Raw genomic sequence first — 19,757 nt, forward strand, 5'->3', positions numbered from 1 at the left:
TCCTTATGATTTAGCTTGTAAAAGTATCTCCATCAGCCCTGGAAAACGGGCATCCAGATCCTCTCTTCGCAACGAAATCATGTTCTCCCGCCCCTGCGGGCGCTGCCAGATAACGCCGCTGTCGCGCAGTACGCGCCAGTGGTGGGTCATTGTCGATTTCACTACATCCTCCGGGCGCAGCGCGTTACAGCTGAGTTCGCTACCATCGGCCAGACGGCGAATGATCGCAAGCCGGAGCGGGTTGCCGAGGGCAAACAGCACATTTTCCAGCAGTATTTGTTCAGTTTCAGGGTGGTTTGGGATCATCGTTTTCCTGCGTTTGGCGTCAGATTGAGCTATATCAACAATAGGTCAACCGTTAAAAAATAGTTCGATAATACTCGTACAATAGGACTATTATAGCAAACGAACGAATGCACGACCATCCTGGTCGTCACAGACAAGTCATAGTGACTAAGGAAATATCATGCCCCGACCCATCCCTCTCGAACGTTATCGCAACATCGGTATCTCCGCGCATATCGATGCCGGTAAAACCACCACCACTGAGCGCATCCTGTTTTACACCGGGATGAGCCACAAGCTGGGTGAAGTACACGATGGCGCGGCAACCACTGACTGGATGGCGCAGGAGCAAGAGCGCGGGATCACGATTACCTCCGCGGCCGTCAGCTGCTTCTGGCCGGGTATGGACAGAGGCTATGAGCCGCACCGGATCAACATCATTGACACCCCGGGGCACGTGGATTTCACCATTGAGGTGGAACGTTCCATGCGCGTGCTCGACGGCGCCGTGATGGTGTATGACTCCGTGGGCGGCGTGCAGCCGCAGTCGGAAACCGTCTGGCGTCAGGCCAATAAATATCACGTTCCGCGTCTGGCCTTCGTCAACAAAATGGACCGTCCGGGTGCCGATTTCTTCCGCGTCGTACGGATGATGCAGGAGCGCCTGAAGGCCAATCCGGTGCCGATTGTCATCCCGGTGGGTGCAGAAGATCATTTCACCGGCGTGGTGGATCTCATCAAGATGCGCACCATTCTGTGGGACGACGCGACGCAGGGCATGGTGTTTACCTATGCGCCCGTGCCGGACGATTTGGTCAGTACCGCCCAGGAATGGCGGGAAAAAATGGTCTCTGCGGCGGCGGAAGCCAGCGACGAGCTGATGGACAAATACCTGGAAACCGGCGACCTGACGGAAGCGGAAATTATCAAAGGGCTGCGTATTCGCACCATCTCGGGTGAAATTCAGCCGATGCTGTGCGGCAGCGCGTTCAAAAATAAAGGCGTGCAGCGCATGCTCGATGCGGTCATTGAGCTCATGCCATCGCCGCTGGACGTGCCTGCCATTGATGGCGTGGATGAAAAAGGGCAGCACGCGGAGCGTCATCCAAGCGATGATGAGCCGTTCTCGGCCCTGGCGTTCAAGCTGATGAGTGACCCGTACGTTGGGCAACTGACCTTTATCCGCGTGTACTCTGGCGTGCTGCGCAAAGGCGACGCGGTGTACAACCCGGTGAAAGAGAAGAAAGAGCGCATCGGGCGTATCGTGCTGATGCATGCCAACGATCGCCACGAGGTGGACGAACTGCGCGCCGGAGACATTGCGGCCTGCGTTGGGCTGAAGGATGTGACTACCGGCGACACGCTCACCGATCCGAATGCCGTGATCACGCTTGAACGCATGGAGTTCCCGGACCCGGTTATCTCGCTGGCGATCGAGCCGAAAACCAAAGGCGATCAGGAGAAAATGGGGATCGCGCTGCAGCGTCTGGCGGCGGAAGATCCGTCTTTCCGCCTGCATACTGACGAAGAGTCCGGCCAGACCATTATCTCCGGGATGGGTGAGCTACACCTTGAGATCATCGTCGACCGCATGAAGCGTGAGTTTGGCGTTGAGGCGAACATTGGCCGCCCACAGGTAACCTACCGTGAAACCCTGCGTAAAACGGTGAAGGATATCGAAGGTAAATTTGTTCGTCAGTCCGGCGGTAAAGGGCAGTACGGCCATGTGGTGCTGAGCCTGGAGCCGCTGGAGCCCGGGAGTGGCTTTAAATTTGAAGATGCCACCAAGGGCGGCGTGGTGCCGCGCGAGTATATCCCGTCTGTTGAGAAAGGGCTGCGGGAAGCGATGAACAGCGGCGTGCTGGCGGGCTATCCGGTCGTTGATGTCAAAGCGACGCTGACGTTTGGCTCGTATCACGACGTCGACTCGTCTGAGATGGCGTTCCGCATGGCGGCGATCCTCGGCTTCAAAGAGGGCGCCCGCAGGGCGGATCCGGTGATTCTCGAGCCGATCATGCACGTGGAGGTGGAAACGCCGGAAGAGTACGCCGGTAACATTATGGGCGATCTCTCCTCCCGCCGCGGCATGGTGCAGGGGATGGCAGAGCAGTACGGAAGCCAGATTATTCGCGCTGACGTGCCGCTGGCAGAGATGTTTGGTTATGCCACGACATTGCGCTCGATGTCCCAGGGACGCGCGACGTATACGATGGAGTTCCATCATTTTGCGGAAGCCCCGCGGAATGTTGCGGATGAGATTATTTCACGACGTGCGAAGAGTTAATTAACTGCACATGGTAGTCGTTGGGCTACCATGTGCTTTTTCCTCTGCGACAGAGGGCGTTTCCTTTCATATTACGTTGTTACTTAATCAGCGTGGCCGAGCGAACTTTCCATACGCCTTTTTCCTGAACGAGACAATCTGCTACAACGTGATCTTGTTTCTTCCCAAACGCGATATAGACGTTTGTGCAAACGGCATCAAAATCAGAATGTAAGACGGTTATCTGATCCCAGTCTTCATCCCAGTCCTGTGATTTGATAAACATATCCGCATCTGGCATGTCTTTTTCGTTACTGTCGCCAGAGTACATTTCTTTAATTGCTGCGATAGTCTCTGCGGCAACGTAATTATTCATAATGTCCGGATTGAGTACGGGCGGTTTGTTCTGATCTAACTGCGCGATATACCATTGATTGAATTTAAGCGCCGCCTGGCCCGGTGCATAAATGTTATCTGCGACAGCGAACGGAGACAGGGCGAAAAGTAAATAGAAGAGTGTTTTCATTAGTCATGCCTGAACAGTTCGTAATGAGGCTGTATGTTTCGGTAGGCCGGTCCTGGATACAGAGAGCGTTGTACAAAATCGCTAATCCACTGCTGACCATCGTATATGCAAACGTGCCCGCTATCGTGGCCCGCAATATTCTGGATAACGGCTATGTCACCGGCATGAGGTTGATCGCGTATACCAGGCGGAATCCAGCATTGACCAATGTTCGCCCCATGTCTTTTGCCAGACGCGTATTGGGGATTTTTAATCTTCCACCCGTTCTGATCGCTTCGGTGACGTAGTGAGCACAATAACCCGTACTCTTCGGTTGGGCGTGTGATTTGGCATACGAGATTGCGCCATCTTTATTCCATGTCATTGATATTTCCTTAACGCGAGAGTGCTAATGCAGCAACTCCGGAAATATCCTCCGTTTTAAAACGCAATGGTAAACATAAAATGCCATAGAAATTTACTATAATTCAGTAAGATATGATTAAGTAAATCAATCCAGCGCCTTCACCATCTTCCCGCTCGCGACAAACGTCCCGGCACCAAGATGATGCAGCGTATTCAGCTTATCCCCGTCAAACTGCCAGCGCCCGGCGATAAACGCGCGTTCATCGGCTGCCGCTGAAACCACTTCACCAAACAGGGTATCGTATTTTTCTGCCGCTGAGGTCACGGGTAATAACCGACACTCCATCCACGCCAGACATTTTTCCTCAATCACCGGCAGGCCAAGTTCAGGACCGTTCACGACCGGGATCCCGTAGCAGTTAAATTTGTCCTCATCGCGCCCGCTGACGCTACCGACCGCGTATGTCCAGTTGGCGGCCGCCACGCCGGGGATAACGATGCCAAACTTCCCGCTGCGCTCAATCAGCTCGCGTGACCAGGTACTTTTATCCACGACTATTGCGATGCGCGGCGGTTCAAACTCAACGGGCATTGACCATGCGGCGGCCATCACGTTGCGTCTGTCGAGGCTTTCATCCCGACTGGTGATAAGCACAGTTGGGCCGTGGTTCAGCAGACGGCTGGCATGACGTAATTCTACGGGGCGAAAGTGGCTCATAGTATCTCCTCATCTATATCGATGAGTATGACGAAAAAGCACGTAAATCAAAGTGGGTGCGTAAAATTAGTTTATAAACAGAACATCTCAATCAAAGGAAACTGATGCATGTCCCCATTTCTGACCGCCTATTTTGCCCGCATCGGCTGGGTGCAACCGACGCGGGTGGATATCGATACCCTGCGCGCGCTGCATTTACATCACAACTGTGCGATCCCTTTTGAGAATATTGATGTTGTTCTACCGCGCGAAATCCAGCTTGACGATCGGTGTCTGGTCGACAAGCTGGTCACCGCACATCGAGGAGGGTACTGCTTTGAGCAAAACGGCCTGTTCGAGCGCGTATTGCGTGAAGTCGGGTTTACGGTGCGTAGCGTGCTGGGGCGCGTGGTATTAGCGAATCCGCCGCAAATGCCTCCGCGCACGCACCGTCTGCTGCTGGTTGAGCTTAACGGTGAGCGCTGGATTGCCGATGTGGGGTTTGGCGGCCAGACGCTGACGGCGCCGATTCGACTGCTCGCTAATGAAGAACAGGAGACGCCGCACGGGCTGTATCGTCTGCTGAGCGAGGGGAACGACTGGGTGCTGCAGTTCCGTCACCACGAGCACTGGCAGTCGATGTACCAGTTTGACCTGACGACGCAGTATTTCAGCGATTACGTGATGGGGAATTTCTGGTCGGCGCACTGGCCGCAGTCGCATTTCCGTCATCATCTGTTGATGTGTCGCCATCTGCCGGACGGCGGCAAGCTGACGCTAACCAACTTCAACTTTACCCACTGGCAGAACGGTCACGTAGAAGAGCAGATCCATTTGCCGGATGCTGAGGCGCTTTACCAGCTGATGCAGGAACGCTTTGGGCTGGGCGTTGACGATGCAAAACACGGATTTTCACTGGCGGAGCTGACGGCGGTAATGGCGGGCTTTGATACACATCCTCAGGCCGGGAAATAATGCGCAGGCCGGGTAAGGCGTCGCCGCTACCCGGCAACATCACTGCTTAGACGGCGTATTAAACAACTCGAGCGTGATTAATTTATCAAGATGGTTATTAAAGGCGGCTTCGTCCATTTCGGGCATGTTTAAGATATACATTCCGTCAAGACCGCACACCAGACCAATCAAGCGCCAGGCAATATTTTCCGCCCGATCGCCCGGATTTAATGCCCCGGCCTCCGTTCCCGCTTTGATAAGCGCCACCGTTTCCTGGTGCCACATCTCCATGGTCATCACATAGGCGCCTTTGATGTCGGCATCGCGGCTGGCGAGGATCTGCGCTTCACGCCACAGGCGAATATAGGGCTCAAACCTCCCGTCATCGCTACCGAGCATGGCATGAAGCTGCTCCCGCCAGCCGGCCTGTTTACCCGCGACATCCGCATCCAGCAGCTCTCGAATTAGCCGTACGAAGGCCAGCGATTTTAGCTCGCCGCCGGACGTAAAATGATGATGCACCTGGCCGGTGGCGACTCCGGCTTCGGCGGCAATACGGCGTACCGTCATTGCCGCCAGTCCTTCAGCCAGCGCCACGCGCATGGCGGCCTGTAAGATGGCTTCCCGCCGTTCATCCTTGCTCAGATATCGCATGTTTACTCACTCTCAATGGGAATGAAACGAGTGTAACAAAAAGCTGGACATGTGTTCAACTTTACGTAGGATCGCATCCTGGACATGTGTCCATGTTTTAAAAGAAAAGGAAATTTATGTTTCGTCAGTGGTTAGCGTTAGTGATTATCGTGCTGGTGTATATCCCGGTGGCGATCGACGCGACGGTGCTGCACGTGGCGGCGCCGACATTGAGCATGACGCTGGGCGCCAGCGGCAATGAATTGCTGTGGATCATCGATATTTACTCGCTGGTGATGGCGGGAATGGTGCTGCCGATGGGCGCCCTGGGTGACCGCATTGGCTTTAAACGACTGCTCATGATTGGCAGCACGCTGTTTGGCCTGTCGTCGCTGGCGGCAGCGTTTGCCCCGTCAGCAGGGTGGCTGATTGCGGCGCGCGCCTCGCTGGCAATCGGCGCGGCGATGATTATTCCGGCTACGCTGGCTGGGATCCGCACGCTGTTTATCAACGCGCGGGATCGTAATATTGCGCTCGGCGTCTGGGCCGCGGTGGGGTCCGGTGGCGCGGCGTTTGGCCCGCTGATTGGCGGTATGCTGCTCGAGCATTTCTACTGGGGCTCGGTGTTTTTAATCAACGTACCGATCGTGCTGGTGGTGGTTTCGCTGGCGGCGCGTTTTGTGCCTCCTCAGCAGGGACGCCCGGAGCAGCCGCTGAATATCAGCCATGCCATTATGCTGATTGTGGCGATTTTGCTGCTGGTCTACAGCGCAAAAACAGCCCTCAAAGGCGCACTGTCGCCGTGGGTGGTCGCGTCCGCGCTGGTTACCGGCTCGGTGCTGCTGTTTATCTTCGTGCGTATTCAGCTCCGCGCCCGCGTGCCGATGATCGACATGCGTCTGTTCTGCCATCGCATCATTTTGAGCGGCGTGGTGATGGCGATGACCGCCATGATTGCCCTGGTCGGGTTTGAGCTGCTGATGGCCCAGGAGCTGCAGTTTGTTCATGGCTTTACGCCGTTTGAAGCGGGAATGTTCATGCTGCCGCTGATGGTGGCGAGCGGGTTTAGCGGTCCGATCGCGGGCGTGCTGGTGGGGCGATTAGGGCTACGCATCGTCGCGGCTGGCGGAATGGGGCTCAGCGCCGTCAGCTTTAGCGGCCTGTCCATGCTTGATTTCAGCACGCAGCAGCTGCTGGCTTCTGCCCTGATGGTTCTGCTCGGCTTTAGCGCCGCCAGCGCGCTGCTGGCCTCGACCTCGGCGATTATGGCCGCTGCGCCGAAAGAGAAAGCCGCCGCCGCGGGGGCCATTGAAACCATGTCCTATGAACTGGGCGCCGGGCTGGGGATCGCCATCTTTGGTCTGCTGTTGACCCGCAGCTTCTCGGCGTCGATTGACCTGCCGCAGGGGCTGAACGCCTCGCTCGCAGATAAAGCCTCGTCATCCATTGGTGAGGCGATGAAGGTGGCGCAGGATCTGACCCCGACGCTGGCGGAGTCGGTGATTGAGGCGGCGAAAAGCGCGTTTATCACCTCGCACAGCGTGGCGCTGGGCAGCGCGGGCGGAATGCTGCTGTTGCTGGCAGTGGGGATCTGGTTCAGCCTGGCGAGGGTCAAGCCGCAGTAATACAGGGCGCGCGGTTGGCACGGGTGGGGCAGATGGGCTATGTTTTTTAAAGGATTATCTGACTCTTGCTGGAAAATATGAGCCCTCGCCACAGCAGTGAACCGTCCCAACCGCTCTCCCGGTTAACCCTGCTTGCAGGGGGCGCGCTGGGCGTAGTTTTTGGTGATATCGGCACCAGCCCGCTTTATACCTTCCGCACGGTGCTGTCGCTCTCTGAGCATGACCCTACGCCCGGCGTCATACTGGGCCTGCTCTCCCTGATTACCTGGACACTCATCCTGGTAACGTCCATAAAATATGCCGCCTTCGCCATGCGAATTGATAATCATGGCGAGGGAGGCATCATGGCCTTAATGTCGCTTCTGGTGGAGAAAGGCAAAGGCGGGCGCTGGGTTATTTTTTCCGCCCTTATCGGCGCCGCTTTAATTTACGGTGACGGCGCGATAACCCCGGCTATCTCCGTGCTTTCTGCCCTTGAAGGGCTGGAGATGGTCATTCCTGAATCTCAGCCGTACATATTACCCCTGACGGTGGCGGTTCTGCTGGGGCTGTTTCTTCTTCAGCCTTTTGGCACTGCGCGAATAGGGAAAATATTTGGCCCGGTCATGGCGGTTTGGTTTTTGGCGATTGCTGCCCTGGGCGTGCGGGGGATCGTACAACACCCCTCGGTATTGCTGGCCCTCAACCCTGCGTACGGCATCGCGTTTTTGTTTTCGAACGGGTACACCAGTTTCCTGGTCCTGGGCGGCGTTTTTCTCTGCGTGACGGGGGCCGAGGCCCTGTATGCAGACATGGGGCATTTTGGCAAAAAGCCCATCTGGCTTGCCTGGTACGGCATCGTCTTTCCTTCGCTGCTGCTCAACTATGCCGGCCAGTCAGCGCTGATTCTGGCCGGTGCCGACAGCAAACAAAACCTTTTCTATACGCTCTGTCCGCCGGTGCTGCAGGTTCCGCTCATCATTCTTGCCGCGCTGGCGACGATCATCGCCAGTCAGGCGATTATTACCGGCGCTTTTTCCATGACGCGCCAGGCCATACAGCTTGGCTGGTTACCCCGATTGCGCATCAAGCAGACGGCGGCGGAAAGCTACGGCCAGATTTATATCGGGATAATCAACTGGCTGCTGATGGGGGTGACCATCGGGCTGGTGGTGTTCTTTAAATCCTCCGATAAGCTCGCCGCCGCGTACGGCATTGCCGTGTCGTTAACCATGCTGATGACCACGGGGCTGCTGTTTGTGGCAATGCGCGAAGTGTGGCGCTGGAGCCTCGCCAGCAGCGCGGTGATTGCCCTCTGTTTTCTGGTGATTGATGCCACCTTCTTGTTTGCCAATCTGATTAAGGTCCTGGAGGGCGGCTATATTCCGCTGCTGATGGCCGCCGCTATTTGTACGGTGATGCTGATCTGGCACCGCGGCATTAAGGCGGTATCCGCATCGGTGGGCGAGAAGGGCGTCAGCGTGGATGCGTTCTTTGCCCAGCTTCAGCAAAAAACGGTGCCCAGAGTGGCGGGCTCCGCCGTCTTTTTGACCCGTACGCAGAACAATATCCCGCCGGTCATGCGCTGGCACGTCGCGCGAAACCGGGCGCTCCAGCAGGATGTGTTGTCGCTTACCATTGATATTCTGAATGTGCCCTACGTGGGGGAAGAACAACGCATCAGGGTAGAGCAGCGCGCGCCGGGCTACTGGCACGGCGTGGCCCAGTATGGCTTTATGGAACATCCGGACATCCCGCGTTTGCTGCAGGGTGTCAGCGAGATTAACGCGCTTTTCGCCACGGATGACGCCACCTGGTATGTCGGGCATGAAACCATTGTGGCAGGCGAGGGTGAGGCAGGGATGGCGGCCTGGCAACGGCACATCTTTGCGTTCATGAAGCGCAACTGCACGCACGTCATCAACCACTATCACCTTCCCAGCGATCGGGTTGTCGAAATCAGCCGACGCGTTGCCGTGTAGATTCTGGCGAAAGCAGAGGTCCTCTGCTTTCGCACCGTTCTATCTCTCAAGGGACGCGGACAGGACGCTATGCAATAACACGTTCGCCCCTTTCTCCGCCCACTCTGGCAGGATCCTTTCCGCTTCGTTATGGCTGATGCCTTTCACGCAGGGGATAAAGATCATGCTGGCGGGCGCCATTTTGCTGACATAGCAGGCGTCATGTCCCGCACCGGAGACCATCGGTTTCGACGAATAGCCCAGTTCCGCCACGGCCTTCTCCGAACGCGCCAGGCATTCGGCGTCAAACGCGATGGGCGCGTAGTCGAAAATACGCTCAACGGCAGCCGCGACGCCGCGCAGGCTGAGGCTTTCAGCCACCTTATGCAGCGCAGCTTCCATGGCTTCCAGCGCCTGCTGCATAGGATGGCGAAACTCAACGCTGCATTCCACGCGAGACGGCACGACGTTGCGCGAGTTTGGCGTAACCTTCGCCATACCGATCGTCGCGCGTCCGTCCGGCGCATGCCGGTAGCCAATCTCTTCCACCTTCAGCGCCAGCTCTGCGAAGGCGGTCAGCGCGTCGCGGCGGCTGTGCATCGGCGTCGTGCCCGCGTGGGCGGCGAATCCGTCCAGCGTCAGGGTAAACCAGCGCTGGCCCATTGCCGCGCGGACTAACCCGATATCAATGGCTTCATCTTCCAGGATCGGGCCCTGTTCGATGTGCAGTTCGTAGCAGGCGTGAACCTGAAACGCGCGGGCAGGGGTTTCACCCCGGTAGCCAATGCTATCCAGCGCTTCGCCCACGGTGATGCCATCGTTATCCGCGCGGGCATGGGCGTACGCTTCGCTAAACTGTCCCGTCCAGACCCCTGAAGAGAGCATAGCTGGCGCAAAGCGCGCGCCTTCTTCGTTAGTCCAGTTCACCAGCACAACGTCACGCTCGGTCTCAACGTTATGATCGTTAAGGGTGCGCAGTAGCTCCAGCCCGGCCAGCACGCCGTAAACACCGTCGTAGTTACCGCCCAGCGGCTGGGTATCCAAATGTGAACCCGTCATGACCGGGGCAAGCTGCGGGTTTTTCCCCGCGCGACGGATAAACATATTGCCCATGCTGTCGACCTCGCAGGTGAAACCCGCGTCCAGCGCCCAGTCGCGCAGCAGGTTACGGGCAATCCGGTCTTCCTCGCTCAGCGCCAGGCGGGTCACGCCGCCGGCGGGCGTGCCGCCGATCTGCGCCATCATCTCTAGCGTTGACCACAGCCGTTCGGCGTTGACGCGGATCATGTTTTGTCCTTACTGCTGCGGTAGCGGAAATCACAGCACGAACCGCCCTGCATGATGGTGGTCGTGCGGGTCAGCTTCACGTCAGGCGCATAGCCAACGATGAATTTTTCATCGCGCGCGCAGGAGAGCAGATGACCAATCTCGCCCAGCCCCATTTCGTGATACATCTCCGCGTAGCGACAGCGGGTTACGTTGTAGTTGTACTGCTGGTCGTCGGCGTCGATCACCTTCACGTCCAGGGCGTTATCTTTCTCCCACAGATACTGCAGGGCGATGAAGCTCTTGACGTCCGCGCCGTTGGGTTCTTTCCTGGCAAACGCTTTGCCAGCGTCAATCGCGGCCTGCTCAATGGCCTCGCCAATGACCGCCTGGGCGCGGGATTTCCCTATCTCGCGCACCAGGATTTCATAAATTGGCTTAATAATTTCTGCTTCAATTTTGCGGCGGGCGAGAATGCCCAGCTCGTTATTATCACTCATCACATTGCCCTCGCTGCGTTACTTCGCTTTTGCGCCACCCAGCACGGTCTGCGGCTGCCATTTGCCGTCGACAACTTTGTAAACGGTGAACGACGGCGATTTCAGGTTACCTTCTTTATCAAACGCGATCTGGCCGGTGACGCCGGAGTAGCTGATGGCGCGCAGGGCGGGCAGATAGTCGGACGGCTCAACGGAGTCTGCTTTTTCCATCGCCGCAACCAGCACGCGGGTGGCGTCATAGGCGAACGGGGCGTGCAGTTCGATATGGGTGTGGTAGCGGGACTGATAGGCCTGTTCGAATGCCTTTCCACCCGGCATCTGGTCAACGGGCAGACCCGGCTCCAGCGCCACCACGCCTTCGCCTTCTTTCTGCGCCAGCTGCAGGAAGGTCTGGCTGACAAATCCGCCTGCGCCCATCAGGGTGGCGTTCATGCCCAGCTGTTTGATACGACGCGCCAGCGGTGCGGCCTGGCTGTCGACGCCGCCGAAGAAGATCAGATCGGCGTTTTTACTCCGGATGGCGGTCAGCACGGCGCTGAAGTCCACCGTTTTGTCATCCACGTACTGACGATCGACAACCTTCACGCCCTGCGCTTCAAGGGATTTAATGAACTGGTCCGCCAGTCCCTGACCAAAGGCGGTACGGTCGTCGATCACCGCAATGCGTTTGGCTTTCAGCGTATTGACCGCGTACTGACCGGCAAACTGACCGCCGTCGTCGTCGTGGCCCATCACGCGGAAGCTGGTATCAAAACCCTGCCTGGTATAGGCGTGACCGGTCGCGACCGGTGCCACCTGTGCGATGCCCGCATCGTGATAGATACGTGCGGCAGGAATGCTGGTACCGGTGTTCCAGTGACCGACAACGCCCGCCACGCCGCTATCCACCAGACGCTGCGCCACGGCCACGGCGGTGCGCGGGTCGGACTGATCGTCTTCGGACTGCAGTTTGAAGGTCACCGCTTTGCCACCGATGGTCGGGTGCTGCTTGTTAATGTCGTCAATGGCCAGCTGCGCGCCGTTCTCCAGATCCTTACCGATACGGGCAGACGGGCCGGTGAGCGGGCCTGCCAGGCCGATAACCACGGTTTCACCGTCGGCTGCCCACGCGGCCGTCGAGGCAAAGCTGCCGAGGAGGATAGCGGCGCTAAGCGCACTGATTTTTACTGTTTTCATTGTATTTCCCTGATGTTGGCTGGTGTTGTTAAACGGGCATTTCGCCCAAATAAATCTGTGCAATCTGGTCGTCATTGAGCAGCGCTTTCGATTCGCCATGATGAACAATGCTGCCGCTGTCCATCACCCACGCGCTGTCGGTCACCTCCAGCGCGAGACGGGCGTTTTGTTCGATGAGCAGCAGGGCAACGCCGCGCTCGCGCAGGCCGGCAATGACGGCAAAAATGTTTTCTACCATCTTCGGGGCGAGGCCCATCGAGGGTTCGTCGAGGATCAGCAGGCGCGGGCGGCTGAGCAGGGCGCGGTTAAGGGCCAGCAGCTGTTGCTCACCGCCGGACAGCAGGCCAGCGAGCTGATGCTGGCGTTCTCCCAGGCGCGGGAAGCGCTCGAAGGTCTCGTTCATCTCACGCTTAACGGTGACAGTGTCACGCCTGAGCCAGGCGCCCATCTGCAGGTTTTCCAGCACCGTCATTCGGGAGAAGATCCCCCGGCCTTCCGGGACCATCACCAGACCGTCACGGAGCAGGGTTTCGGGCCTGTGCTTACGCACCGCTTTACCGTTGAATTCAATACGGCCGCTAAAGCTTTCCAGCCCGGTAATGGCGCGCACGGTGGAGCTTTTCCCCGCGCCGTTAGCGCCGATCAGCGTAGCCTGTTCGCCCTCGCGCAGGGTAAAAGAGACATCGCGTACGGCCTGAATGCCGCCGTAATGCACGTCCAGACGTTCCACCTTCAGTAATTCAGACATGGGCGTTGCCTCCAAGCCAGGCGGCGATCACCGCCGGGTCGCGACGCACGCTCTCCGGCGTGCCGCTGGCGAGCGTTTTGCCGTAATCAAGCACCGTCAGGCGATCGCAGATGCCCATCACCAGCTTGACGTCATGTTCAATCATCAGCAGGGTTTTGCCGTCATCGCGAAGGCGGATAAGCAGCTCGCCGAGCGCCACTTTTTCAGCAGCGTTCATCCCGGCGGCGGGTTCGTCCAGCGCCAGCAGCAGCGGATCCGTTGCCAGCGCGCGGGCAATCTCCAGACGTCGCTGATGGCCATACGCCAGATCGCAGGCGCGGTAGTGGGCGAACTTCGCAATGCCGGTGTACTCCAGCCAGTGCCAGGCCAGCTCCCGGGTCTGTTTCTCTTCTTCGCGAGCGCGTTTGTGACGGCACAGCGCGGCCCACAGGCCGTTGCGGGTGCGCACGTGGCGGCCCACCATCACGTTTTCCAGCACCGACATGTCGTTAAAGAGGCGCACGTTCTGGAAGGTGCGCGCGATCCCGGCGGCGGTGACTTTCTCAATGTGCTTTGGGAAATAGGGCTTATCTGCAATGGAAAATTCACCGCTGTCCGCCGGATAAAGCCCGGTGATCAGGTTAAAACAGGTGGTTTTTCCCGCCCCGTTAGGACCAATCAGGCCGTAGATCTCGCCCTTGTTCACGGCGATCGAAACGTCATCCACGGCGGTAAGCCCGCCGAAGCGTTTGGACATGTTGCGTACGGTTAACAGACTCATGTATTCACCTCCTTGTGGCGTACCGGCCAGATCCCGGCAGGACGCACCAGCATGACCAGCACCAGCGCCAGGCCGTAGAACAGCTGACGCAGCACTTCCGGGTCAATCAGTACCGTACCGAACAGCGCCTGCTGAACCGGAGCTGCCTGACTGCGCAACAGTTCCGGCAGGGCGGTAAGCAGTATCGCGCCGAGGATCACGCCCGGAATGTGTCCCATCCCGCCCAGCACCACCATCGCCAGTACGGCAATGGATTCCTGTAACGTGAAGGATTCCGGGGAGACAAAGCCCTGGAACGCGCCGAACAGGGCACCCGCCACGCCGCCAAAAGAGGCACCCATCGCAAAGGCCAGCAGCTTATAGTTACGCACGTTGATGCCCATCGCGCGGGCCACATCCTCATCTTCACGGATGGCGTGCCAGGCGCGGCCAATACGGGAATGCTGCAGGCGCAGGCAGACAAAAATAATCGCCACAATCACCAGCATCAGCAGGTAGTACCACAGCCACAGGGCGGGCACTTTGAAACCAAACCAGTGGTATACGCCGCTGAACTTCAGGCCGAACAGATTCAGCGTATCCACCCCGGTAATGCCCTTTGCACCGTTGGTGATGTTCACCGGACGGTCGAGGTTGCGCATCAGGATGCGGATGATTTCGCCAAAGCCGAGGGTCACTATCGCCAGGTAGTCCCCGCGCAGCTTCAGCGTGGGAGCACCCAGTAAAATGCCGCAGACCGCAGCGACGAGCGCCGCCAGCGGAATAATCAGCAGATATGAGGTGTGCAGCCCGTCCGGGAACCAGACATTGAGGATCGGGAAAACCTCAAGCAGGTGTGGCGAGGCCATCAGTGCTGCGAGGTAGGCGCCGACCGCGTAAAAGGCGATAAACCCCATATCCAGCAGGCCGGTATAGCCCACCACAATGTTAAGCCCCAGCGCCAGCATGATGTAGAGCAGGGCGAAGTCGATAACGCGCACCCAGTAGTTGCCGCCAAGCTGCGTGGCCACCACGGGCGCAACCAGCAGCGCGAGGCAGAACAAGCTCATGCCTGACCAGAATTTGCGCGTCGCCGCCGGGGTTTGTAGTTGAAGCGTTGTCATTGTTTCCCTCACGCCCTGTGCGCTACGCGCTCGCCCAGCAGGCCTGCCGGACGGAAGACCAGCACCAGAATCAGAACCATGAAGGCAAAAACGTCCTGATAGTTGCTGCCGAAGACGCCGTGGGTCAGTTCACCCAGGTAACCTGCGCCCAGCGCTTCGATAATGCCGAGCAGGATCCCGCCAATCATTGCGCCACGAATGTTGCCAATGCCCCCTAGCACGGCGGCGGTAAAGGCTTTTATCCCGGGCAAAAAGCCCATCGAGAAGCTGGCGTTGCCGTAGTTGCTGGCCATCATGACGCCTGCCAGCGCGGCGAACACGCCGCCAATGGCGAACGTCAGGGTAATAATGGCATTGGGGTTAACCCCCATCAGCGTGGCAACGCGTGGGTTTTCCGCCACGGCGCGCATGCCGCGCCCCAGGCGGGTGTATTCCACCAGCAGCCATAGCCCCGTCATCACCGCAAGCGCCAGCGCCACGGTAACAATGCCGGTGACGGTCACAATCGCAGGGGGATGCATTTCACTTCCCGACGTCACGGCGATCGGTTCCATGGGCAGGATCTGCGGGAACATCAGCGGATTGCGCGTCCAGATAATCATCGCCACGGTTTGCAGCAGGACCGAAACACCGATACCCGAGATAAGCGGTGCCAGGCGCGGGGCGTTGCGCAGTCGACGGTAGGCAAAGCGCTCCACGGCCATTGCCAGCAGGGCGCAAACGGCCATGGCAATCGCCAGGGCAACGCCAAGCTGCAACAGCAGCGGCATGTGAGGAAAGGTGGCGTTCAGGGCGTTAATGGCGGAAAGGGTGGTGAGCGCACCGACCATCAGAATATCGCCGTGAGCAAAGTTAATAATGCGCAAGATGCCATACACCATGGTATAGCCCAGCGCGATCAGCGCGTAAATGCTGCCCAGCATCACACCGTTGATCAGTTGTTGTATGAGTGTATCCAACGTCTGTTCCCGCAAAGTCTTCTTTCTGCGGCTACCATCCGATAAATGAATTTAATTGTAAAATACACATATATTATTTCTTATGATAAACCGCTATTGTTTTATCTTAATGATTTATATAAAGATAATGTAATCGCGCTCTCTGGTGAAAAGCCTAAAGAAATCAACATATGAATAAAACAGAACAATCGGCGGGTTTGCCTGCGTATGCAGACAGTCGCCTGGCAAACGATCCGCCGCTTCGGGCTGTCCGTGCCTTTGAGGCCATCGCCCGGCTGGGCAGCGTCACGCTGGCCGCGCAGGAGCTGGATATCTCACCGTCGGCGGTCAGCCATCAGCTCAAGGTGCTCGAAGGGTATCTGCAAATGCCGCTGACGGCGCGTCAGGGGCGCAGGCTGGTGCTGAGCCAGCACGGACGGGAATATTACCGTTCGATCCGTGCGGCGTTTAACGTGCTGCGCCAGGCAACGGAGCATCTGGCCGGGCAGGCGCAAACGCGTCAGGTCACCATCAGCCTGATCCCGCTTTTTGGCATGGGGTGGTTTATCCCGCGTCTGCCTGATTTTATGCGTGCCAATCCGCAGACCGAGATCAACGTAGTGTATGCCAACCATCGTAACTATCTGAGCGATGCGTCGGATATGTCGATTCGTTTTGGTAACGGCCAGTGGGCGGGCTATCAGAGCGAAAAGCTGATTTCCGGACAGATGGTGCCGGTGTGCAGCCGCGCGTTTTTGCGCATTCATGGCCATATCGACACGCCTGAGCAACTGCTGCAAATGCCGCTGCTGCATGATGAGGAGCGCACCACGTGGCCGCAGTGGTTTCTGCTGCAGGGGGTAAAACGTCCTCTTCGACGCAGCGGCCCCCTGTTTGAAGACGGGCTGTTAACGCTGGCGGGCGTGCAGGCCGGGCTGGGCTGCGCGCTGATGCGCGAGCCGCTGATCGCGCCTTATCTTGAGAGCGGCGAGCTGGTGAAGATATTTGACTTACCCATCGATGACGGGCGCGACTATCACCTCTGCGTGCGTTCGGATTCGGAGATGACCGAGGACGGTAAGCTGCTGCAAAACTGGCTGCGTCGGGCGGCGAGCGGGGAGCCGTCAGCCGGGTAAAAGTGACGGATAAAAAAAAGCCAGCTTATTCAGCTGGCTTTTGTACAGACAAGATTTAGAACTGGTAGGTCAGACCCAGCGCAACGATGTTGTCGGTACCGATGCCTGCCTGGCGAGTGAACTGGTTGTCGTCGAGCAGGTTGATTTTGTAATCCACGTAGGTGGACATGTTTTTGTTAAAATAGTAGGTCGTGCCAACATCGATGTATTTAACCAGATCCTGGTCGCCGAAGTTCTCGATGTCTTTACCTTTAGACTGCAGGTAAGCAATGGATGGGCGCAGGCCAAAGTCGAACTGATACTGAGCCACAACTTCGAAGTTTTGCGCCTTGTTTGCAAAACCGTAGATGTCGCTGCGATTACCGTTAGAGGTACCGAAGCGGGTTGCGTTATAGGTCTGAGAATACTGTGCAGCAAGGTAAATGTTGTTCGCGTCGTATTTCACACCACCGCTGTACACTTCAGCGCGGTCGCCTTCACCGTATACGCCAGCCGCATTCTGGTCAGCGGTACGACGTGAAGAGGACATTGCGCCACCCACGCTGAAGCCTTCACCCAGATCGTAAGTCAGGGACGCGCCGTAACCGTCGCCGTTCTGGTTCAGCAGGCTGCGACCGCTGGTGTTTTCACCGCTTACGCTGCCGTTTTTGCCCTGATACTGCAGAGCAAAGTTCAGGCCGTCAACCAGACCAAAGAAGTCCTGGTTACGGTAGGTCGCAACGCCGTTTGCACGAGACTGCAGGAAGTTGTCGGCACCGTAGGTGTCGCCGCCGAATTCTGGCAGAACGTCGGTCCAGGAGGTCACGTCGTAAATTACGCCGTAGTTACGACCGTAATCAAAGGAGCCTGCTTCAGCAAACTTCAGACCGGCAAACGCCACACGGGTCCAGGACTGGTTGTCGCCTTCGTCTTTGTTACCCTGAATCTGGTATTCCCACTGGCCGTAGCCGGACAGCTGGTCGTTAACCTGGGTTTCGCCCTTGAAGCCGATACGCATGTAGGTTTTATCGCCATCTGCGCCAGCGTCATCAGAGAAATAGTGCAGACCTGTTACTTTACCGTACAGATCCAGCTTGTTACCGTCTTTGTTGTAAATTTCGGCAGCGTTAACAACGCCTGCTGCCAGCATGGAAGTGACTGCCACTGCAACTAATTTAAGTTTCATCTTAAATGTTCCTTATAATTTTTTTTGAGTATTTCCTGAACCACTGTAAACGATTTCTAAACGAGGCTGTTCGTCAATGGCATGCTATTTTTAAAAATCTCGTAGTCTTATTTCAATAATAAGTTTCAAAATATTAGAGATAATTTCAATTAGTGTGATCTCGATCGTGCAAAAAGGCGATTATTCAAACAATGCGACCGAATTTCATACGATTGATAATTGTGTATTCTGCGGGACTATTGCTATCGCTATAATTTCTGCGTGTTTTAGTCTATTGCGTTAGATTTCGGTATTGTCGATGCTTTGAGGGGGTTATTATTATTGTTTTGACTTAAGAACAGTAGGTTAGGGGTAAATCACGACGTATATTGCGAATATTGCCATGAACACGTCAGAAATGAATTATTGCATTTAATGCTATCCATGACGTTAATATTCGCAGTTAATTAATTTCATGGTGTTGTCAGTTTGTGTCAATTATCTTTTCGGCCGTTTACAGAAGACGGTAAATATAAACCGAATTTAAACGGAAATGCGATAATTATGATAAATATTCCGAGGAGCGATCACACTTTAAATTTATGTTAATTATGTTGCCGGGCTAAAATTCGCCCGGCCGTTAGAGAAGCATTATTTTCTTGTTGCGTACCAGCAGAGCAACGACCCGGCGCAGACCATCAGCGCGCCTTGCCAGAACGAGAATGAGAGGGGCGAACTCAGCACTGCGGCGGCAAGCGCGGCGGAGAGGACAGGGGTAAAATAGGATACGGCAGCGAGTACCGTGACGTTACCGTGAAGGATGCCAATATTCCATGCGGCGTATCCAAACCCAAGCGCGATACCGCACATGACGAGTTTCACGACCACCGGAAGCGTGAACACCATCTCGGGCTGATCGCTCAGGAAATATTTCACCCACAGGCTCAGCGCGGTCAGCAAAACAAACAGGGTAATGCCGTTTTGTCCTTTCGCAAATTTGCTGGTGACCGTGCAGTAGGCGGCCCAGATAAATGCCCCGGCAAACGCCAGCGCGTAGCTCAGCGGGCTGGAAACGATGTTGCGGGTTATTTCATCGAGATGTAAACCCTGTTCACCGCCCAATACCCAGCATACGCCCAGCAATGAGATGGCTAAGCCGGGGATCACCCACAGGGTCGATTTCTGCCCGTTGAACAAGATAGCAAACACAATAGTCAGGCTCGGCCAAAGGTAATTGACCATGCCCACTTCAATAGCCTGCGATCGCGTTGCGGCATAGCCCAGCGACAGCGCCAGGCATATTTCGTAGCTGACAAATAAAACGCTGCCGGCAATAAGATAGCGGGGTGAAAACCGCCTGATATCAGGAAATCCTACCGTCACCAGACACAGTAATCCGCTCAGCGTGTAGATCATCGCCGCACCGCCTACCGGGCCCAGTCCCTCACTCACGCTGCGAATAAGGCCTACCATGGTGCTCCATAGCAGTATTGCCGCCAGCCCAATAAGCGTTGCTCTCTTTCTGTCCATTACTTCGCCATTGCAATAAAAATCAGAGGAAAAATGTATCGCATTCATCCTGACGCTGTCGCCAATTATTCTCTTAAACCGTTAATCAAAAAGGAGTATTTAAAGGTTCCGGGGTGACTATTAAGGGGGTGAAGGCAGATGACCTTGATTTGACGCAAAAAAAACAGGGGCTTTGCTGTTAGTTTGCG

At 56.5% G+C, this 19,757-nt stretch carries 19 protein-coding genes; 5 read left to right on the forward strand and 14 right to left on the reverse strand.

Annotated elements, in window-relative coordinates:
* Positions 1-3: 3 nt before the first annotated feature.
* Complete coding sequence (locus UR289_RS13455) at positions 4-306, reverse strand: ArsR/SmtB family transcription factor (protein ID WP_033145659.1); 303 nt, start codon at positions 304-306, stop codon at positions 4-6.
* 160 nt (positions 307-466) lie between these two features.
* Between UR289_RS13455 and fusA the strand changes: the two genes are divergently transcribed.
* Positions 467-2,569 carry an elongation factor G gene (gene fusA, locus UR289_RS13460; protein ID WP_087822648.1) on the forward strand — a complete coding sequence of 701 codons (2,103 nt, stop codon included), beginning with the start codon at positions 467-469 and terminating at the stop codon, positions 2,567-2,569.
* A gap of 79 nt (positions 2,570-2,648) precedes the next feature.
* On the opposite strand, the gene UR289_RS13465 is transcribed toward fusA, so the two are convergent.
* The 3 genes from UR289_RS13465 to UR289_RS13475 all read right to left on the reverse strand — a co-directional run bounded on the left by UR289_RS13465 (position 2,649) and on the right by UR289_RS13475 (position 4,137).
* On the reverse strand, positions 2,649-3,074 hold the full coding sequence (locus UR289_RS13465) for a DUF3828 domain-containing protein (protein WP_320710454.1): 426 nt from the start codon (positions 3,072-3,074) through the stop codon (positions 2,649-2,651).
* Positions 3,075-3,225: 151 nt separating this feature from the next.
* Positions 3,226-3,438 carry a hypothetical protein gene (locus tag UR289_RS13470; protein ID WP_320710455.1) on the reverse strand — a complete coding sequence of 71 codons (213 nt, stop codon included), beginning with the start codon at positions 3,436-3,438 and terminating at the stop codon, positions 3,226-3,228.
* A gap of 126 nt (positions 3,439-3,564) precedes the next feature.
* Positions 3,565-4,137: a flavin reductase family protein gene (locus UR289_RS13475; RefSeq protein ID WP_033145657.1), complete on the reverse strand. Its 573-nt coding sequence runs from the start codon at positions 4,135-4,137 to the stop codon at positions 3,565-3,567.
* 108 nt (positions 4,138-4,245) lie between these two features.
* Here UR289_RS13475 and nhoA point away from each other — a divergent pair, with 108 nt between their 5' ends.
* Positions 4,246-5,091, forward strand: coding sequence for an N-hydroxyarylamine O-acetyltransferase (nhoA, locus tag UR289_RS13480; RefSeq protein WP_047060954.1), 846 nt, complete (start codon positions 4,246-4,248; stop codon positions 5,089-5,091).
* A 39-nt stretch (positions 5,092-5,130) separates the two neighbouring features.
* Here nhoA and UR289_RS13485 read toward each other — a convergent pair whose 3' ends face one another.
* Positions 5,131-5,724, reverse strand: a complete 594-nt coding sequence (locus UR289_RS13485; protein WP_045399983.1) for a TetR family transcriptional regulator — start codon at positions 5,722-5,724, stop codon at positions 5,131-5,133.
* 116 nt (positions 5,725-5,840) lie between these two features.
* Between UR289_RS13485 and UR289_RS13490 the strand changes: the two genes are divergently transcribed.
* Positions 5,841-7,328: an MFS transporter gene (locus tag UR289_RS13490; protein ID WP_320710458.1), complete on the forward strand. Its 1,488-nt coding sequence runs from the start codon at positions 5,841-5,843 to the stop codon at positions 7,326-7,328.
* A 77-nt stretch (positions 7,329-7,405) separates the two neighbouring features.
* Positions 7,406-9,289, forward strand: coding sequence for a potassium transporter Kup (locus tag UR289_RS13495; RefSeq protein ID WP_087822862.1), 1,884 nt, complete (start codon positions 7,406-7,408; stop codon positions 9,287-9,289).
* A gap of 39 nt (positions 9,290-9,328) precedes the next feature.
* Here the strand turns inward: UR289_RS13495 and UR289_RS13500 are convergent, their stop codons facing one another.
* Genes UR289_RS13500 through UR289_RS13530 form a run of 7 tightly spaced genes read right to left on the reverse strand, consistent with a single transcriptional unit; the run spans position 9,329 to position 15,780 of the window.
* Positions 9,329-10,555 (reverse strand): Zn-dependent hydrolase, encoded by a 1,227-nt coding sequence (locus UR289_RS13500; protein ID WP_221702293.1) that lies wholly within the window; start codon positions 10,553-10,555, stop codon positions 9,329-9,331.
* Positions 10,552-11,034, reverse strand: a complete 483-nt coding sequence (locus UR289_RS13505) for an L-2-amino-thiazoline-4-carboxylic acid hydrolase (protein ID WP_210867165.1) — start codon at positions 11,032-11,034, stop codon at positions 10,552-10,554. The genes UR289_RS13500 and UR289_RS13505 overlap by 4 nt, the downstream gene beginning before the upstream one ends.
* 18 nt (positions 11,035-11,052) lie before the next feature.
* Entirely contained in the window at positions 11,053-12,210 is a 1,158-nt protein-coding gene (locus UR289_RS13510) for a branched-chain amino acid ABC transporter substrate-binding protein (protein WP_048977578.1), read from the reverse strand.
* 28 nt (positions 12,211-12,238) lie between these two features.
* On the reverse strand, positions 12,239-12,958 hold the full coding sequence (locus tag UR289_RS13515) for an ABC transporter ATP-binding protein (protein ID WP_221702294.1): 720 nt from the start codon (positions 12,956-12,958) through the stop codon (positions 12,239-12,241).
* Positions 12,951-13,718: an ABC transporter ATP-binding protein gene (locus UR289_RS13520; protein ID WP_320710461.1), complete on the reverse strand. Its 768-nt coding sequence runs from the start codon at positions 13,716-13,718 to the stop codon at positions 12,951-12,953. The genes UR289_RS13515 and UR289_RS13520 overlap by 8 nt, the downstream gene beginning before the upstream one ends.
* A complete protein-coding gene (locus UR289_RS13525) occupies positions 13,715-14,821 on the reverse strand; it encodes a branched-chain amino acid ABC transporter permease (RefSeq protein WP_087822643.1) in 1,107 nt (368 codons plus the stop codon). The genes UR289_RS13520 and UR289_RS13525 overlap by 4 nt, the downstream gene beginning before the upstream one ends.
* 8 nt (positions 14,822-14,829) lie before the next feature.
* The gene (locus UR289_RS13530) at positions 14,830-15,780 is read right to left on the reverse strand and encodes a branched-chain amino acid ABC transporter permease (protein ID WP_094934999.1); all 951 of its coding nucleotides are present in this window, start codon (positions 15,778-15,780) and stop codon (positions 14,830-14,832) included.
* A 170-nt stretch (positions 15,781-15,950) separates the two neighbouring features.
* Between UR289_RS13530 and UR289_RS13535 the strand changes: the two genes are divergently transcribed.
* Complete coding sequence (locus UR289_RS13535) at positions 15,951-16,895, forward strand: LysR substrate-binding domain-containing protein (RefSeq protein WP_232937897.1); 945 nt, start codon at positions 15,951-15,953, stop codon at positions 16,893-16,895.
* A gap of 55 nt (positions 16,896-16,950) precedes the next feature.
* Here the strand turns inward: UR289_RS13535 and UR289_RS13540 are convergent, their stop codons facing one another.
* Positions 16,951-18,060, reverse strand: coding sequence for a porin OmpC (locus UR289_RS13540; RefSeq protein WP_033145646.1), 1,110 nt, complete (start codon positions 18,058-18,060; stop codon positions 16,951-16,953).
* Positions 18,061-18,690: 630 nt separating this feature from the next.
* Positions 18,691-19,569 (reverse strand): aromatic amino acid DMT transporter YddG, encoded by an 879-nt coding sequence (yddG, locus tag UR289_RS13545; protein WP_211438093.1) that lies wholly within the window; start codon positions 19,567-19,569, stop codon positions 18,691-18,693.
* Positions 19,570-19,757 lie beyond the last annotated feature (188 nt).

Origin of the sequence: Enterobacter sp. 302C9, assembly GCF_034106085.1 — a bacterium.
Taxonomy (GTDB): Bacteria; Pseudomonadota; Gammaproteobacteria; order Enterobacterales; family Enterobacteriaceae; genus Enterobacter; species Enterobacter asburiae_B.

Excerpts from the sequence above, each read along its gene's own strand:
- UR289_RS13455 (WP_033145659.1), bottom strand. The coding sequence starts at position 306 with ATGATCCCAAACCACCCTGAAACTGAACAAATACTGCTGGAAAATGTG.
- fusA (WP_087822648.1), top strand. The coding sequence starts at position 467 with ATGCCCCGACCCATCCCTCTCGAACGTTATCGCAACATCGGTATCTCC.
- UR289_RS13465 (WP_320710454.1), bottom strand. The coding sequence starts at position 3,074 with ATGAAAACACTCTTCTATTTACTTTTCGCCCTGTCTCCGTTCGCTGTC.
- UR289_RS13470 (WP_320710455.1), bottom strand. The coding sequence starts at position 3,438 with ATGACATGGAATAAAGATGGCGCAATCTCGTATGCCAAATCACACGCC.
- UR289_RS13475 (WP_033145657.1), bottom strand. The coding sequence starts at position 4,137 with ATGAGCCACTTTCGCCCCGTAGAATTACGTCATGCCAGCCGTCTGCTG.
- nhoA (WP_047060954.1), top strand. The coding sequence starts at position 4,246 with ATGTCCCCATTTCTGACCGCCTATTTTGCCCGCATCGGCTGGGTGCAA.
- UR289_RS13485 (WP_045399983.1), bottom strand. The coding sequence starts at position 5,724 with ATGCGATATCTGAGCAAGGATGAACGGCGGGAAGCCATCTTACAGGCC.
- UR289_RS13490 (WP_320710458.1), top strand. The coding sequence starts at position 5,841 with ATGTTTCGTCAGTGGTTAGCGTTAGTGATTATCGTGCTGGTGTATATC.
- UR289_RS13495 (WP_087822862.1), top strand. The coding sequence starts at position 7,406 with ATGAGCCCTCGCCACAGCAGTGAACCGTCCCAACCGCTCTCCCGGTTA.
- UR289_RS13500 (WP_221702293.1), bottom strand. The coding sequence starts at position 10,555 with ATGATCCGCGTCAACGCCGAACGGCTGTGGTCAACGCTAGAGATGATG.
- UR289_RS13505 (WP_210867165.1), bottom strand. The coding sequence starts at position 11,034 with ATGAGTGATAATAACGAGCTGGGCATTCTCGCCCGCCGCAAAATTGAA.
- UR289_RS13510 (WP_048977578.1), bottom strand. The coding sequence starts at position 12,210 with ATGAAAACAGTAAAAATCAGTGCGCTTAGCGCCGCTATCCTCCTCGGC.
- UR289_RS13515 (WP_221702294.1), bottom strand. The coding sequence starts at position 12,958 with ATGTCTGAATTACTGAAGGTGGAACGTCTGGACGTGCATTACGGCGGC.
- UR289_RS13520 (WP_320710461.1), bottom strand. The coding sequence starts at position 13,718 with ATGAGTCTGTTAACCGTACGCAACATGTCCAAACGCTTCGGCGGGCTT.
- UR289_RS13525 (WP_087822643.1), bottom strand. The coding sequence starts at position 14,821 with ATGACAACGCTTCAACTACAAACCCCGGCGGCGACGCGCAAATTCTGG.
- UR289_RS13535 (WP_232937897.1), top strand. The coding sequence starts at position 15,951 with ATGAATAAAACAGAACAATCGGCGGGTTTGCCTGCGTATGCAGACAGT.
- UR289_RS13540 (WP_033145646.1), bottom strand. The coding sequence starts at position 18,060 with ATGAAACTTAAATTAGTTGCAGTGGCAGTCACTTCCATGCTGGCAGCA.
- yddG (WP_211438093.1), bottom strand. The coding sequence starts at position 19,569 with ATGGACAGAAAGAGAGCAACGCTTATTGGGCTGGCGGCAATACTGCTA.